Source organism: Labedella populi, from assembly GCF_004078655.1.
Classification (GTDB): Bacteria; Actinomycetota; Actinomycetes; order Actinomycetales; family Microbacteriaceae; genus Labedella; species Labedella populi.
The window spans coordinates 492,441-506,921 of sequence record NZ_RZNC01000001.1; the positions used below are offsets into that span (position 1 = coordinate 492,441).

14 protein-coding genes are annotated in these 14,481 nt (G+C 66.8%); 7 read left to right on the forward strand and 7 right to left on the reverse strand.

Annotated features, from left to right (window positions below):
* Positions 1 to 41: 41 nt before the first annotated feature.
* On the reverse strand, positions 42 to 755 hold the full coding sequence (locus ELQ92_RS02530) for an alpha/beta fold hydrolase (protein WP_243694823.1): 714 nt from the start codon (positions 753 to 755) through the stop codon (positions 42 to 44).
* A gap of 185 nt (positions 756 to 940) precedes the next feature.
* Here ELQ92_RS02530 and ELQ92_RS02535 point away from each other — a divergent pair, with 185 nt between their 5' ends.
* Positions 941 to 3,157 carry a helix-turn-helix domain-containing protein gene (locus ELQ92_RS02535; protein WP_128497372.1) on the forward strand — a complete coding sequence of 739 codons (2,217 nt, stop codon included), beginning with the start codon at positions 941 to 943 and terminating at the stop codon, positions 3,155 to 3,157.
* 86 nt (positions 3,158 to 3,243) lie between these two features.
* Here the strand turns inward: ELQ92_RS02535 and ELQ92_RS02540 are convergent, their stop codons facing one another.
* The gene (locus ELQ92_RS02540; RefSeq protein ID WP_128497374.1) at positions 3,244 to 3,807 is read right to left on the reverse strand and encodes a TetR/AcrR family transcriptional regulator; all 564 of its coding nucleotides are present in this window, start codon (positions 3,805 to 3,807) and stop codon (positions 3,244 to 3,246) included.
* 80 nt (positions 3,808 to 3,887) lie between these two features.
* On the opposite strand from ELQ92_RS02540, the gene ELQ92_RS02545 reads away from it, so the two are divergent.
* Positions 3,888 to 4,358, forward strand: a complete 471-nt coding sequence (locus ELQ92_RS02545; RefSeq protein ID WP_128497376.1) for a hypothetical protein — start codon at positions 3,888 to 3,890, stop codon at positions 4,356 to 4,358.
* Positions 4,359 to 4,425: 67 nt separating this feature from the next.
* Positions 4,426 to 4,896: a hypothetical protein gene (locus tag ELQ92_RS02550; RefSeq protein WP_128497377.1), complete on the forward strand. Its 471-nt coding sequence runs from the start codon at positions 4,426 to 4,428 to the stop codon at positions 4,894 to 4,896.
* 146 nt (positions 4,897 to 5,042) lie between these two features.
* Here ELQ92_RS02550 and ELQ92_RS02555 read toward each other — a convergent pair whose 3' ends face one another.
* On the reverse strand, positions 5,043 to 6,047 hold the full coding sequence (locus ELQ92_RS02555) for a ketopantoate reductase family protein (RefSeq protein ID WP_166426685.1): 1,005 nt from the start codon (positions 6,045 to 6,047) through the stop codon (positions 5,043 to 5,045).
* Positions 6,048 to 6,129: 82 nt separating this feature from the next.
* Here ELQ92_RS02555 and ELQ92_RS02560 point away from each other — a divergent pair, with 82 nt between their 5' ends.
* The 3 genes from ELQ92_RS02560 to ELQ92_RS02570 all read left to right on the forward strand — a co-directional run bounded on the left by ELQ92_RS02560 (position 6,130) and on the right by ELQ92_RS02570 (position 8,876).
* Positions 6,130 to 6,690, forward strand: coding sequence for a TetR/AcrR family transcriptional regulator (locus tag ELQ92_RS02560; RefSeq protein WP_128497379.1), 561 nt, complete (start codon positions 6,130 to 6,132; stop codon positions 6,688 to 6,690).
* 189 nt (positions 6,691 to 6,879) lie between these two features.
* Positions 6,880 to 7,977 carry an alkene reductase gene (locus ELQ92_RS02565; RefSeq protein ID WP_128497380.1) on the forward strand — a complete coding sequence of 366 codons (1,098 nt, stop codon included), beginning with the start codon at positions 6,880 to 6,882 and terminating at the stop codon, positions 7,975 to 7,977.
* 62 nt (positions 7,978 to 8,039) lie between these two features.
* Positions 8,040 to 8,876: a DNA-formamidopyrimidine glycosylase family protein gene (locus ELQ92_RS02570; RefSeq protein ID WP_128497382.1), complete on the forward strand. Its 837-nt coding sequence runs from the start codon at positions 8,040 to 8,042 to the stop codon at positions 8,874 to 8,876.
* 6 nt (positions 8,877 to 8,882) lie between these two features.
* Here ELQ92_RS02570 and ELQ92_RS02575 read toward each other — a convergent pair whose 3' ends face one another.
* The 3 genes from ELQ92_RS02575 to ELQ92_RS02585 are packed head-to-tail and all read right to left on the reverse strand — an operon-like array spanning position 8,883 to position 11,917.
* Positions 8,883 to 9,749 (reverse strand): sugar phosphate isomerase/epimerase family protein, encoded by an 867-nt coding sequence (locus ELQ92_RS02575; RefSeq protein ID WP_128497383.1) that lies wholly within the window; start codon positions 9,747 to 9,749, stop codon positions 8,883 to 8,885.
* 57 nt (positions 9,750 to 9,806) lie between these two features.
* On the reverse strand, positions 9,807 to 10,406 hold the full coding sequence (locus tag ELQ92_RS02580; protein WP_128497384.1) for a TetR/AcrR family transcriptional regulator: 600 nt from the start codon (positions 10,404 to 10,406) through the stop codon (positions 9,807 to 9,809).
* On the reverse strand, positions 10,403 to 11,917 hold the full coding sequence (locus ELQ92_RS02585) for a GMC oxidoreductase (RefSeq protein WP_128497385.1): 1,515 nt from the start codon (positions 11,915 to 11,917) through the stop codon (positions 10,403 to 10,405). The genes ELQ92_RS02580 and ELQ92_RS02585 overlap by 4 nt, the downstream gene beginning before the upstream one ends.
* Before the next feature lie 113 nt (positions 11,918 to 12,030).
* Between ELQ92_RS02585 and ELQ92_RS02590 the strand changes: the two genes are divergently transcribed.
* The gene (locus tag ELQ92_RS02590) at positions 12,031 to 12,792 is read left to right on the forward strand and encodes a sugar phosphate isomerase/epimerase family protein (protein ID WP_128497387.1); all 762 of its coding nucleotides are present in this window, start codon (positions 12,031 to 12,033) and stop codon (positions 12,790 to 12,792) included.
* Between the two features lie 12 nt (positions 12,793 to 12,804).
* Here ELQ92_RS02590 and ELQ92_RS02595 read toward each other — a convergent pair whose 3' ends face one another.
* Positions 12,805 to 14,205 (reverse strand): helix-turn-helix domain-containing protein, encoded by a 1,401-nt coding sequence (locus ELQ92_RS02595; RefSeq protein ID WP_166426686.1) that lies wholly within the window; start codon positions 14,203 to 14,205, stop codon positions 12,805 to 12,807.
* Between the last annotated feature and the right edge of the window lie 276 nt (positions 14,206 to 14,481).

A 14,481-nucleotide genomic window follows, 5' to 3' on the forward strand; every position in this document is an offset into this window, starting at 1 on the left:
CCTCGTCTGGTGGATGTGGTTGGTGTGTGTGCGGGGCGGGGTCAGGTCAAGTGGGTGAGTGCGTCGACGATCAGGTCGGCGACGGCATCCGGGTTGGAGATCATGACCGAGTGCGAAGCGCCATCGACCTCCACGGTCTTCATCGAGCCGGCTCGGTCGGCCATGAAGCGGAGGCCGTCTGCGGGGATGATCCTGTCTTCGGTTCCGAAGATGAACCACGACGGGAGGGTTTTCCACGCGGACACGGGGGCGGGCTGTGGTTCTCGGAGGGCCGTGTCGTGGATGGGGCGCTGGGTCGCCGCGGCCGCGCGCGCGTCGTCGAGCGGCACATCGGCCGCCATCTGGTTGGGGTAGAGGTCTCGGTCGACGAAGAGGTCGTGGGTCCCATCGCCCAGCGGGACCGATCGGAGCGCATCGCCCAGAGTGCTGCCAGGGAACTGCTCGGTGAGACCGAGGGACGTCTCCCCCTGCTCCGGAGCGAAGCCGGCGACGTAGACGAGACCCGTGACGGTCTCACTGGCGACGGCCGCCTCGGTGATGACAGCGCCTCCGTACGAGTGGCCGACGAGGAGCACTCGCCCACCGACGGAATCGACCGCGTGGCGCACGCTGTCTGCGTCGACGGCGAGACCGCGCAGAGGATTCGGTATCGCGAGGGCGGAAACGCTGCGCCTGCGTAGTTCGGAGATGACGTTGTTCCAGCCCGCGGATTCGGTGAAGGACCCGTGTACGAGCACGACGGTCGGATCAGCCACCGGCGTCTCTCCTCTCGTCGTGTCGTGGGATGTGTTGATCCCATTCGAGTGGTCGGGGATCGAAGAAGCCACGAGATTCGCACGCGGATCGTGCGCAATATCGACGTCCTGCATGTGCGCGTCGTACCGGAGCGCGCGTGAACGTTCGGTTGCAGCACGCCCCCGCCTTCTGCAACCCTCCAGTTATGGCAGGGGTCGTCTTCGGGAGTGGTATCGGGGCACTGTTGCGCATGTATCGTCGACGGCTCGACCTCACCATCGAGCGGCTGTCTGAGGCATCCGGTGTCAGTGACCGCACCATCAGTGATATCGAACGCGGGGTCAGTACGGGGCCGCAGCCCCGCACGGTCGCTGCCCTCGCCGACGCGCTGCGCCTCCTCCCCGAGGAGCGGGACAGCTTTCTCGCGGCGGCACGAGCCGGACGGGTGCCGACTACTCCCACCGAAGGTGTGGTCGCGTCCCCCAACAGAGCCGTGGACTTCAGCGGACGAGCGGACGAGCGCGCCCTGCTTACCTCGATGCTCCGTCCCTCACCCGAGGCATCCGGTCCCGCGGCGCCGATCGTCGTGACAGGCCCGCCCGGCGTGGGCAAGACCACGCTCGCCCTGGAGTGCCTCAACGACGTGACGCGCGACGACCTCCTCTTCGTCGATCTCCAGGGCTTCAAAGTCGCGGCCCTCAGTCCGTTGCACGTCCTTCAGGCGCTTCTGAGACAGGTGTCAGGGCCGAGCGCCGAGTTCCTGACGCTCGATGAGGCGAGCGCCGCGTGGCGCGGTCTGACTTCATCCGCGCCGTTTGCGGTTCTCCTCGACAATGCGGCGTCGGAACCACAAGTACGCCCCGTCCTCACCGCGAAGGGCGACGTGCGTGTCGTCGTCACTTCGCGGCGCACCCTGGCGGGCCTGGAAGGTGCACGGCGCGTCACGCTGGGTCCTCTCCGCCGGAGCGACAGCGTCGCATTCCTCCGACGGTCCATCACGGACGGGCAGGAAGCCGACGGGGATCTCGACGAGATCGCCCGCTTCTGCGCGGATCTACCGCTCGCCCTGAGGATCGCCGCCGCGCGCATCGCGTCGCGGCCGCAATGGACGGTGCAGGACTATGCGAACCGGCTGAGGCTCGAAGATGATCGGTTGCATCACCTCGTGGCCGGCGACCTCAACGTCGAGTCCACGTTCGCGCTGTCCTACATGGCGCTGGAAAGCGAGTCCCGGGAGTTCTTCCGCAGCCTTGCCCTGTTGCGCGGATCATCCTTCGATGCGGCGATGGCGGCGGCGATCAGTGGGTTCAGCCCGGGGCGCAGCACTGATCTTCTGGATGAGCTCGTCGATCTCGGTCTCCTCGAGAGCCTGGGGCGCGAGCGGTACCGTCTGCACGACCTCCTCCGCATCTTCGCCGGCGAGCGCCTTCGACGCGAGGAGTCGGACGAAGCCGTCATGGCGAAGCGCGACCGTCTCCTGCAATGGATCCTCGACACGACCACGTCTGCGGGACGAACCTACGGGTGTGACGAACGGACGCCCGGGCCGAAGGGCTACCGTCCTGCGCCCGCTGCGCGGCAGTGGCTGCTCACCGAGACGGCCTACTGGATCGACGCCATCCGAGAGGCGGCCCGCCGCGGCCGGCACGAGGATGTCTGCCGCGTCGTCGAAGCCCTCCTGGACTTCTCGGGGAGGGTCGCGAGCGGGGTGGACTGGTTGATGCTGCTGGAACTCGCAACCGCGAGCTCGCGGCACCTCGGGGATACGGCCCGTCTCGCTCGCTCGTTGAATGATCTCGGCGGACGGTTCACGATTCTCGGGGACGCCGATCGGGCGAGGAGCACCCTGCAGGAGGCGATGGGCGTTGCGGAAGCGATCGGCGACACTCATGAACTCGGATGCGCACTGCTCGAGTTCTCCGAGTTGGAGGACGAAGGGGGCGATGCAGCCACAGCTGCCACGCTCGCGGCTCGAGCTCGTGACATCTTTCGCCAGCGCGGCGAGATCGATCCGGAGATCCGTGCTCGCACCCGGTTGGCCAAGGCCCTGAGCTCCTACGATCGACCGGCGGCGCGAACGGAGTGCCGCACGACCGTTGCGCTTCTCGATACCCCGGACCTCTGGCCCGTCACACGTGTGCATGCGCTCACCGGGCTCGCGCGATCGTTGTTGATCATCGGCGAATGGGAGGACGCTCTCGCCATATCGGAGCGTTTCGTCGGCGAAGCCGCACTGTTCTCCGATGAGCCCGATTTCCTCGCCCGCGCCCTTCGGCATCGTGGCTTCGCGCAACTGGGACTCGGCAGGCCCGATGAGGCGCGCGTCGATCTGGAGGCTGCGGTCGGAATCGCCCGGCCCTATGCACCATCGTGGTGGACGGCGGAGATCGACAAGACGCTGGAGGAACTGCGGGGAGCGTGATGGTCGCAAGCGCTCGAGGGGAGATCTTGGGCCAGGCCACGAGCCTCAAGCGGGGAAAGGCATGGCCCCCGGGTTCACGCGACGGCTCACCGTGATCCGCTCGGGACCGTGATCGAGTCGAGGATTGCGTCTCGCACCCGCTCAGACAGTTCCCAATCCGGGGCGCCGTCGAGTTCGGAGATCAGCGTCATGATGACACCCGTGCTCGCGGCGAGGATCATCCTCGCCGCGAGCGCGGGCGGCACGGACAGGAGAGATCGCGCCTGTTCGAGCGTCTCGAGAAGCATCTGTTCGACGACGCTGACCACCCCGCACCGGTAACCCGGCTCGACTCGCGCGTAGATGTGTGCATAGAACGCGGGGTGCTCCACGCCGAACCGCACGTGAGTGTCCCACGCCCGTGCGATCGCGGAGATCTGGCCGGCCTGACCGGCAGGCACGGGGTTGTCCAACAGGAAGCGCCGGAACCCATGGCTGACGACCTCGTCGAGAAGCGCCTGCTTGTTGCCGAAATGGTGATAAAGCGTCGGGGCTTGGACGCCCGCCTTTTCGGTGATGGCGCGCGTGGAGACTGTGCCGCCCTCGGCGTGCTCGAGGAGGTCCGCGCCGACCAGCAGCAATCGGTCACGAGTAGAAAGCTCCTTTGTCACCTCACCAGCATAGCAGTGCTATATGCTCTATAGCACTGCTACCATAGCGGTGCTATACGATCGACAACCGAGGAGAAAAAATGCAGTACTACCAGGTGCTCATCAGTGCCGAGCAGACCGCACAAGGCCACCGCATTCTCGATGCCCTGATGGCGAAGCAGCTCGTGCTGGGCGGGCCGGTCGTCGGCGGCCCGGCCAAGTTCCTGTGGAACTTCCAGGACAGCGACGTGCCCGCCGAGATGCGGACGCCGAAGCTGCTGACGGACGAGCACGACTACAACTTCGTGATCACGTACACGCGCGAGGATCTGAAGGCGGAGCTCGTCGACGTCGCCGAGTCGGCGTCGCTGGAGGAGGTCTGCATGATCTCCTTCCTCCCCATCGAGACGAACCGATCCCTCAAGGAGCTCCTCGATGCCACGTTCGAGGGACGTGGTGGTGACGTGACCCCTGAGCCGGTCGGCGCTGTCGCTGCCCTCACGTTCGTTCCCAAGGACGTCGTTCCCACCCGGACCAAGAGCTCCACCGGAGAGCCCGGCACCCGCCGCTGACCAGCTCGGCACCATTCACCGTTGCCCGTGGCGACGTCGCTGGGCATCAACATCGAAGGAAGACAAAATGCAGTACTACCAGGTGTTCATCAGTGCAGAACAGACGGCTCAGGGCCACCGTATCCTCGATGCGCTCATGGCGAAGCAGCTCGTGCTGGGCGGGCCGGTCGTCGGCGGCCCGGCCAAGTTCCTGTGGAACTTCACGGAAAGCGACGTCCCCGCTGAGATGCGAGAGCACAAGCTGTTCGCGCTCGAGCAGGACTACAACTTCGTGATCACGTACACACGCGAGGATCTGAAGGCGGAACTCATCGACGTCGCCGAGTCGGCGTCGCTGGAGGAGGTGTGCATGATCTCGTTCGCTCCCATGGAGCCCAACCGATCTCTGAAGGAGCTCCTCGATTCGACGTTCGAGGGGCGGGGCGGTGACGTCACGCCCGAGCCGGTCGACGCGGTCGCCGCCGTCACGTTCGTCCCCAAGGATGTCGTTCCCACTCGAACCAAGAGCTCGACGGGAGCCCCGGGCGCGCGTCGTTGACCGACGCCGCACCGCCCGACGACGGACGCTGGGCGCGCTCACCGCGCCCAGCGTCCGTCCCTCGGTCCACTTCGTCATCGACGACGTGTGCGTCGCCATGCCGGAGGCTGTGGATCGGGCGTGGCGGCCGCCGATAAGGGAGACACCTACAAGGCGGAGATCAGGTTGTGTAGAGCGAGCGTCGTGGGCGTGGGGACGCCCACGGCTGCCGCCTCCTTCAGCACCGCCCCCGTGAGGTACCCGTACTCGAGGGCTCTGCCGTGAGCGCGGTCCAACTGCATGGATGTCGGCGCCGTGGGGGGCAGCTTCTCGATCTTCCGCCGCATCAGCGTGAGCTCGTCTTGGGTCAGGCGCACCCCGCGTGCTCGCGCCACGTCGATGCCCTCTCGGAGTACCGTCGCGATCAGTTCGCGACCGCCAGGCTCCTTCGCCACGCCGACGGTGCGCCCGGTGAGCGCGGTGACAGAGTTGAGGGCGGCGTTCATGATCAACTTCCGCCACGCCTGAGTCTCGAAATTCGGGTCCAGGCTGACGGGGAACTGCTCGGGGAACAGTCGCGCGAAATCCTGTGCCGCGGCGGTGTCCGGCAGCACGAGCTCGTCGAGTTGCCGGACGGTCACGATATCCGGACCCGTGCGTTCGGCGGAGATGAAGACGATGGCGGGGACCACTCGCTCGGGCGGAACCCACTCCGACACGCGTTCGGCATGGTCGATACCGTTCTGCAGAATCGCGATCCTCGTCTGTGGTCCGGTCAGCGCGGCCAGCCACTCGCGTGCACTGACGACCTGCTGTGCTTTGGTGGTCAGAACGATCCAATCCACCGGGTCGACCGCTGCGGGGGAGCTCGCGATCCGCGCGTCCACGCGTTCGGCACCGGAGCCGTGGTCGATCCACATGGCGGCGGTGGTCGCTCGTCGAATCAGCGTCACGTCGGCGGTGTGCGAGATCGAATCAGCCACCACCGTGCCGATCGCTCCGGCGCCGACTACCACGACCGAGGTGCGGGACTCGAGATGTTGCCGATTCGGCACGACCATTCCTTCCATCTGGATTGACTCCGCCCACGAGGCGAGGCGGTGACACGCTACCACGAATGGAAACAGATCGGTTTCCGCTGAAAACCGAACAGTCTTTGAGCACGGCACCATTCGAGGCTCGACTGACGGGGGCGTGTGATGCACGGCCGTCCGATCTGGAAACGGCACGGTTTTCCGGTGGTAGCCTCGTGCCATGACAGCGGCAGAAACGCGCGATCGAGTGCTAGAACATGCGACGGAGTTGTTCCATCGAGAGGGGTATCGCGCAGTAGGTGTCGATCGGTTGGCGTCCGCTGCCGGGATCTCGAAGAAGACCCTGTACCAGTTGTTCCGGTCCAAGGACGATGTGCTCGTGGCGGCACTCGAGGCGAGCCGTGAGATGGCGGTCGCCGATCTGCCCGACGAGCACGACGATCGCTCCGTTCGGCAGAGACTGGTCGCCGTGTTCGAGGCGCAACTCGTATATGCCTCGCGGCCGGAGTTCTCGGGATGCTTCTTCGTCAACGTCGCCACGGAGCTGCGGGATCCCGCGCACGCCGCCGTCGGGATGGCTCATCTTCAGAAGAGCGAGCTGACGAAGTACGTGCAACGCCAAGCGGAAATGGCCGGAGTGGAGGACAGTGCCTTCCTGGCTGAGCAGCTCACGGTCCTGCACACCGGCGCCGCCGACTACGCGCTGCTGACCGGGTCGTACCCGCTCAGTGTGTTTGCCGCTGTGGAGGCCCTTATCGACGCCGCCGGCATCGCGAAGTAGGCCGCGACCGACGAGTTCGCATCGTCCGCTCTCGCGACAAGGGTCCCCTGGTTCGGCCAGCGCGATCGGCTATGTCCTGGAGTGCTGAGAAAAAACGACCAAATGGAAACAGATCGGTTTCCATTGGTGTTAGCGTCATCGAACCTCACATTCGGGTGAGGTCACATCCCTCATCGATAGGACGCCATCATGCCCACACTGCACGACAGCCTCGCTCTCCCTGCCTTCACCGCCACCAACCGAATCTTCATGGCACCGATGACCCGGATGCGCGCGCCAGAGCCCGCTGACATTCCCACCGAACTGCATCGCGAGTACTACCGTCAGCGCGCCACTGCCGGCCTGATCGTCACGGAAGGTGTGCAGATCAGCCTGGAGGGCAAGGGGTATTCCGGCGCCCCGGGTATCTACACCGACGAGCAGGTCGAAGCCTGGCGCGCCGTCACCGACGCGGTGCACGCGGAGGGAGGGCGAATCGCGATCCAGCTGTGGCACGTCGGTCGCGTGACCCACCCCCACGTGCAGGGTGGTACGCCCGGTGTCTCAGCCAGCGCCCTGCCGTTCGAGGGCCGCACGAACATCAAGGACGCCGACGGCAACGTGATCTCCGTCGACGCGCCGACCCCCCGGGCCTTGCGCCTGGACGAGATTCCCCGCCTCCTCGAGGACTACCGCCACGCCACCCGCAATGCCCGCGCGGCAGGGTTCGACATGGTCGAGATCCATGGCGCGAACGGGTACCTGCTGCAGCAGTTCATGTCGATCAGCACCAATGCCCGGGATGACCAGTACGGCGGGTCCATGGAGAACCGCGCTCGTCTGCCGCTCGAGGTGGTAGACGCGGTCGTCGGTGAGTGGGATGCCGCGCATGTCGGCATCCGTCTGTCGCCGATGATCAAATTCGTCGGGCTCGACGATGCGGACGGCATGGAGATGGGCATCTATATGGCCCGTGAACTTGCGGACCGCGACCTCGGATACCTCCACCTCGTGGAGCCGGACTGGGCGGGGGGCCCCGAGTTGGACGACGAGTTCCGGACGGCCGTCCGCGACGCATTCCCCGGGATCATCATCGCCGCCGGCAGCTACGACCGGGCCAAGGGCACCCGCGTCTTGGAAGGCGGCTGGGCGGACGCCATCGCCTTCGGTCGCCCGTTCATCGCGAACCCCGACCTGCCGGAGCGCTTGGCGGTGGGCGCTGATCTGAACGATGTCGACTTCAGCCGTGTCTACGGCGGCGATGCGGCGGGCTACATCGACTACCCCGTGATGGAAACCGTCCGCTGAGGCTCCGCCGGACCTGACAGAGGGACTGAACGCTCGGACGGCGGGGGTGGGAGGATGGGCGTATGCCCGAGTCTCCCGAGGTCGATTCCCTCGGTGGCTTCCTGCGCTCGCACGCCGTCGGCCGTCGCGTCCGGACGGTCGACCTCGTCGAGTTCCGGGCGCTGAAGACGCGGGATCGGCCCTTGCGCGAGCTCGTTGCCCGAACCGTCTCGGGCGTGCGCCGCTTCGGCAAGCACCTCGTGCTCGACACCGACGGTCCGTCGCTCCTCGTGAGTTTCGGTCGTGCCGGCTGGGCGCTTTGGTCCGACGGCTCGGACCGCGATGAGTCGGCCGGTCCCGACGCGCCGCCCGTCATCGCCCGAATCGGGTTCGACGACGCCGAACTCGCCGTGACGGACGCGGGCGACTGGCTCTCCCTCGGCCTCTCGGTCGTGGACGACGCGACAATGGTTCCGGCCATCGCGAAGCTCGGCGCCGATCCGCTCTCGGACGCCTTCACGCCTGAGGTCCTCGAGGGCATCGTCGTGGGCCGCCGCAAGCGGCTCAAGGCGCTGCTCCAGGAGCAGGAGTCGCTTGCGGGGATCGGCAACGCCTACTCGGATGAGATCCTGTTCGCGGCGAGACTCCCTCCGCTCGTGCAGGCCGTCGCGCTCGACGAGGAGGAGCGCGAGCGACTCTACGCGGCGATCCGCGAGGTCCTCGGGACCGCCTTCGAGGCGCGTCGCGACGTCCCTCCCGCCGAGCTCAAGGCCGCGAAGGTCGCCGCGATGGCCGTGCATGGTCGAGCCGGCGAAGCATGCCCCGACTGCGGGGGCACGGTCCTCGACGTCCCCGGCTCGAAGGGCACAGCGCAGTACTGCCCAGAGCACCAGACCAGGGGAGTCCCGCTCCCCGAGTGATGGGGCTCACCACGAGACGTTCGTGTACCCCTTGAACGCCTCGCAGCTGATCTTCACGGAGTCGAGTTCAGCGCCCGGAGCGTAGTCCTGCTCGATGAGCACGTATCGGAAGTTCGGGAGGTCGTTGACGGCGTTGATGATCTCCTGGATCGGAAGGATCCCGGTTCCGACCTCGGTGAAGGTGTCCGGCGTCACGACCTGGTCGAACTCCGTCATCGTGATCGTCGTGTCGCGGGCGAGTACTCCGTCGAAGAGGTTGAGTGGCTGCGCGTGACCGGAGGGGAAGTCCTTCTGGTGGATCATGATGAAGCGGTCGGGGTGTTCACGGAACAGCTCGAGAGGATCGGCGCCGCCGCGGTAGGCCCAGTAGGTGTCGAGCTCGAATTTCACGAGTGCAGGATCCGTGTTCTCGAGGAGCAGGTCGTAGACCGTGCGATCGCCGAAACGCTGAAACTCCTGGAAATGGTTGTGGTAGAAGAACTCGATGCCGCGATCGGCACTCACTCGGCCGATCTCGTTGAAGAACTCCGCGCGCCTCTTGACGTAGTCGACGTCGCCATAGGGGTAGAACTCGAGGTCGCAACCGATGCGGGTGTTGCCGATCTTCTCCTGGAAGTCGAGGACGCGCGGGAGCCGCTCGAGGTTCAGTGGATTGATCTGGCAACCGATGATCGACACTCCGCGCTCACGCATGAGGTCGGCGAGGAAATCGGCGGGGATGCCGAAGCCGATCCCGTCCTCGGTGAGGGCGCGGTGGTTGGCCCCCTCGAATCGGGTGAGACCCAAATCGGCCAGCGCGTTCAGCGTTCCTTCGGGATCGGCGGCGAGAGAGTCGCGGACTGAGTAGAGCTGGATTCCGATTTCAACGGCCATGATGGACCTTCCTGACTGAGGGGTGGCTGGAGGAGGTGTGATGTCGCGAGTCAGCGGTCATTCGCCGCGCCAACGGGCGATGAGCTCGTCGAGATACCCGTCGAAAGCGGCGACGATGTCGAACTCGCGATCGAGCAGCCACTGCAGTTGGAGGCCGTCCATCATCGCGCTGAGGCGGTGGGCCTCGGTACGGGCCTCGGTGCCGGCCATCGGGAGGATCTCACCGATGTCGGCGGCCCGGACGATCTCTTCCTGGAGGCGGTCGGTGATGCGCCGGTACCGGTCGACGAAATAGTCGTGCGCGGGGTGGCCGGGCGCCGTCGCCTCGGCGCTGAGCGTGATGAGGAACTCGACCCAGGCGGGGTTCTCGTGGCTGTATCGGATGCGAGCGCGGAGGGCGTCGACATACGGGAGCCCGGAAAGCTCCGTGTTCTCGACCTGGAGTGCATCCCATCGGTCGAGGACCGCGACGAGCAGCCCGTCCTTGCTTCCGAACAGATTGATGATCTGCGATGCGGGCGCATCGACGGCCTCAGCGATCATCCGGAGCGAGCCGCCACGGTATCCCCGCTCCCCGAAGACGTGGATGGCCGTCTCGACGAGGCGTCGGCGAGACTCGATCCCGGACTTGTAGGGGCCACGTGTGCCGTTCGTCATGCGAGCGCTCGCACCACGGCGGTGGCCGCGCGCACTGCCGTCGTCATGCCCGTGAGCGTCGAGTTGCACACGAGCGCGGTCGGGATGACGCCGTTTCCCGCGACGAACAGATTGTCGAATCCCCAGACGCGGCAGTCGAGATCGCAGACGCTCGTGCCGTCGTCGACGGGTCCCATTCGAACCGTACCCGTGAGGTGGAGGGAGCCGCCGGCGCCGAGCACCGCCGACTGTGTCTCGGGGTCGAAGTCGCCGAGGAGGCGGGCGGCTGTCGCTTGGTCGCCGCGCGCGAGTTCGAGATTGGCACGGTCGCTCTCGGAGTAGCGGAAGTGCACCCGGATGCGCGGCATGCCGGTTGCGTCGACCTCGTCGTCCGAGAACTCGAGACGATTCTCGCGCTGGATCTCGGTGCGGATGTAGTACTCGATCCCCACGGCGTAGCGGGCCGGACGCCCTTCCTCGTCGGTGACGACCTTGTTCATGAGATGAACCTGGTACGGCTGGTCGGCATCGCTGTGCGGGACCCAGAGGCAGTCCGACGCCCACTCGTGGTCGGTCGGCGGCACGAGCCCCGACAGGTCGAAACCCAGCCGTTCGGGGTCGGCGTCGACGATGCCCGTCAGGAAGAAGTGCTCGTTCAGATAGCGGCCCAGGGCCTCCGGACGGATCCCCGAGGCGAACAGGAGCTGAGGTGTCCGGACGGTGTCGGCACACACGACGACCTGGCGCGCCCGGATCGTGGACGTCCTGCCGGCAGCGACGTCGCGGCACTCCGCACCGGTCGCACGGCCGTTCTCGTGGAGGATCGACGTCGCGATCGTGTCGGTGACGAGCGTGAACCGCCCGTCGAGCCCCGGCGTGCCCACCGGCGGGAAGATGACGGACGGGCTCGTGCGCACCTTGAGGCCCGTCTCGTCGGGATTGACGGCCATCGGCATGTCCTGCACGCCCCGTCCGGCGGCGGAGCGTGGATCGAAGTGCCCGGCGAGTGTCCGGACGACGGCACGGCCGGCCTCCGTCTGGGGATACGGTTCGCGATTCACCTCGAGCAGTTCGGCTGCACGGACGAGGTCGCGCTCCCACTCCTCGGGGGCGATGTGCGGAGTGATCTCGCTGCCCCAGGGGAACGGCGTCGCGGCCGTCCAGTGGATGCCCATCCCCCCGGCGTTCCAGGCGACGGAGGCGCTCGGCATCTCCTCGGCGTCCTCTCCGAGAGAGGTCAGGTGGTACATGCCCGGCGTCACGCCCTGCATCGAGGCACCGGTCTCAGCGCTCGGTGCGACCCCGGTGTAGAAGGCCTGGACGCCCGAGGAGACGCGCTTGTTGTACTGGTCCCAGACCTCGGGATCCGTGACGTCGTGCAGATGCTGGCCGGCGACGGGCCCGACGGTCGGTCCTCCCGCGATCATGACGATCCGCGCGTGGGGTCGCTGTTCGCGGACGCTCCGGGCGACGGCAGCACCCATGAGGCCGCTTCCCACGATGAGGAGATCGACGGGTTCTTCGGCGTGCATGTGCTCTCCTCGGATGGGCCGGTGGGTGTTGACGTGCACCCGAGTGTACTCATAACCTGAACACTCGTAAAGGTTTCGCCCGAAGAACGAGACACGGCCGACGAGGAGACACGATGCTGATCAGCGCGAGCGAATGGGTCCTCGGGGACCGTCCCACAGCCATCCGGCGGGCCCGCGCAGCGGGATTCGAGGCGATCGAGCTCGACGCCACTCCGGGTGTCGACGTCCCCCGCCTCGCAGAGAGTCTCGCGGACGCCGGGCTCGCCGTTCCGTCGCTCTGCTGGGCATGGAACAGTGAAGACGAACTCGGCTCGCCCGACCCCGAGTCACGCCGACGCGCGCAGCGTTATCTCCTCGGTTCGCTCGAGCTCGCTCGCGAACTGGGCGCATCACAACTCGTCACGCTGCCGGCCTGCCGGAAGGTCGCATGGTCCCTCGACGAGACGCGGATGCACGGCATCGAGCGCGCTGCGGCCTCGATCTCCGAGGTCCTCGCCGATGCGCCAGCGGAGGTGTCGCTCGCACTCGAGGGCCTCCGCCGTGAAGAGAGCTTCCTCATGAACTCGCTCGCCGACGCCGATGTTCTGCGCTCGATGATCGACGATGACAGGGTCGGTCTCGTCGCCGACGTGTACCACCTCGCCTACGAAGAGCTCGACCCGATCGCTTCGTTGCAGCGATTCGAGGACGTCATCACACTGGTGCACCTCGCGGAACCCGCGCGGACGCCGCTCCTCGCGACCTCGCCGGGCGTCGACACGCTCGTCGACCGACTGCGAGCGATGCCGGGTGTCCGGTCCGCGACCCTCGAGTTCGAGGTCGGGGACGACGACGCGGCGCTCGCAGCGAGCGCGGAATTCGCGCGCACCATCTGAGCCGCTGAGGGTTCAGCGGCTGCTCTGCGCCGCGAGCTCGATGGCGATGTCGAAATCGGTACGGTCGCGAGTGGAGTCGAGGCTCCTGCCCGTGATCTGCTCGATGAGTTGGACTCGATGTCTCAGCGTGTTCGGGTGGATGTAGAGCTCGCTCGCGGCGATGCTCCACCGTCCGCCCGTCCGGAGGAACACCTCGAGTGTCTGCATGAGCTGACCGCCGCGTGCGCCGTCGTACTCGCGGAGGGGCGCGAGCAGGGCCGCGCCCGTCTCACGCATGAGGTCGGACGCCTGGGAGTACAGGACCGTCGAGGGGCTGTTGAGTTCGTCCGCTCCGACGATGCTCCCCGGTCCCGACCGCCGCGCGAGCGCCAGCGCGTGTTCCGCCTGGATCAATGACAGTCGCAGCCTTCCGGGACCGCCGGCCGACCCGACACCCGCCGACGCCGTCGAGGGGAGTCCCTGTGTGAGTCGCGCGATGACGTCCTCGCCGGACACGCAGACGAGGACGGCATCGTCGAACGGCGCGGCTGCCGCGTGCTGGCCGGCCGCGCGCCGCGTCGCGAGCAGGACCGCCTCGGGATCGGGGTTCCATACGGCGACGACCGCGAGCCCGTCGACCTCCTCGACGCCGAGCGAACGGAGCCGCGCCAGCACGGACACCTCGTCCTGCTCGCCGCTGCGAAGCCAGGTGAAGAGTTCGCGCGTGTATCCGTCGACGGCGCGGCGCACGGAACGGATCCGTTCGATCTCGAGGGCGATGAACGGGACACCGACGGAGAGGACGGCGCGCTGCTCGACGCTGAAGGAGCCGGGCTCGAGGGTGCTGAAGAGTTCGGCGTCCAGAACACCCTCGCTCAGCAACGGGATGGCGTGCATGCCGTCCGTGGAGTCGACGCCGAACGTCTCGCGGTCTGCGACGAGGCCGATGGGGGAGCCGAGACCAGACGACAGGGACTCGAGCATCGAGCCCAGGCTCCTGTCCTCCCGCAGCGCAGCGACGAAGGTCTCGTAGTAGTCGAGATGACGGCGCAGCGGCCGTTCCCAGACCCGGCGCTGAGCCGCGACGAAGGACTTGATGACACGCACGAAGGGCACCTCGACGGGCACGAGGAAGAGCGTGAGGCCGCCACGCTCGCACGCGGTTACGAGATGGGACGGAAGATCGGTCACCGTGCTCGTGAGTCCGAAACCGAGTGCGAGGACCCCTGCGTCCGCAAGGTCGCGGACGTAGGCGTCAGCCGAGACCGCCGGCCACCATTGCCCTGAGGTGAGGGCCACGTCGCCCGCGGAGATGAACTCCGAGGCAGGGAAACGGTCGATCGCGTGCACCCATTCGATGGAGGCGTCGAGATCGCCGTGGACCGCCACCGTGAGCGACAGCCCGGGCTCGCCGAGGAGTTCGCCGACCTTCACGGCGTCCTCCTTTCCACCTGAGATGCAGGCTCTCGAAATCTCCGCGAAACGCTCGGGCGCTTCGCATGTAACGGCTCCGAAACAATCGTCCGCACGGGGACCCTCCCGTTGGAGGATCCACCAACCTCGGGTCGTGAATCGGGCCATTCGTCCAATTCCCTGACGAGACCGACCTCAATCAGGATAGGCGGACCGGACACGCTCACCCGTCACACCCGACCAGCGATGCCCGGTCCGCCGCGCCGTCGGCACTCGCACCTCACCGGCATCTCCACC

Excerpts from the sequence above, each read along its gene's own strand:
- ELQ92_RS02535 (WP_128497372.1), top strand. The coding sequence starts at position 941 with ATGGCAGGGGTCGTCTTCGGGAGTGGTATCGGGGCACTGTTGCGCATG.
- ELQ92_RS02555 (WP_166426685.1), bottom strand. The coding sequence starts at position 6,047 with ATGGTGCCGTGCTCAAAGACTGTTCGGTTTTCAGCGGAAACCGATCTG.
- ELQ92_RS02560 (WP_128497379.1), top strand. The coding sequence starts at position 6,130 with ATGACAGCGGCAGAAACGCGCGATCGAGTGCTAGAACATGCGACGGAG.
- ELQ92_RS02570 (WP_128497382.1), top strand. The coding sequence starts at position 8,040 with ATGCCCGAGTCTCCCGAGGTCGATTCCCTCGGTGGCTTCCTGCGCTCG.
- ELQ92_RS02575 (WP_128497383.1), bottom strand. The coding sequence starts at position 9,749 with ATGGCCGTTGAAATCGGAATCCAGCTCTACTCAGTCCGCGACTCTCTC.
- ELQ92_RS02590 (WP_128497387.1), top strand. The coding sequence starts at position 12,031 with ATGCTGATCAGCGCGAGCGAATGGGTCCTCGGGGACCGTCCCACAGCC.
- ELQ92_RS02545 (WP_128497376.1), top strand. The coding sequence starts at position 3,888 with ATGCAGTACTACCAGGTGCTCATCAGTGCCGAGCAGACCGCACAAGGC.
- ELQ92_RS02550 (WP_128497377.1), top strand. The coding sequence starts at position 4,426 with ATGCAGTACTACCAGGTGTTCATCAGTGCAGAACAGACGGCTCAGGGC.
- ELQ92_RS02565 (WP_128497380.1), top strand. The coding sequence starts at position 6,880 with ATGCCCACACTGCACGACAGCCTCGCTCTCCCTGCCTTCACCGCCACC.
- ELQ92_RS02580 (WP_128497384.1), bottom strand. The coding sequence starts at position 10,406 with ATGACGAACGGCACACGTGGCCCCTACAAGTCCGGGATCGAGTCTCGC.
- ELQ92_RS02585 (WP_128497385.1), bottom strand. The coding sequence starts at position 11,917 with ATGCACGCCGAAGAACCCGTCGATCTCCTCATCGTGGGAAGCGGCCTC.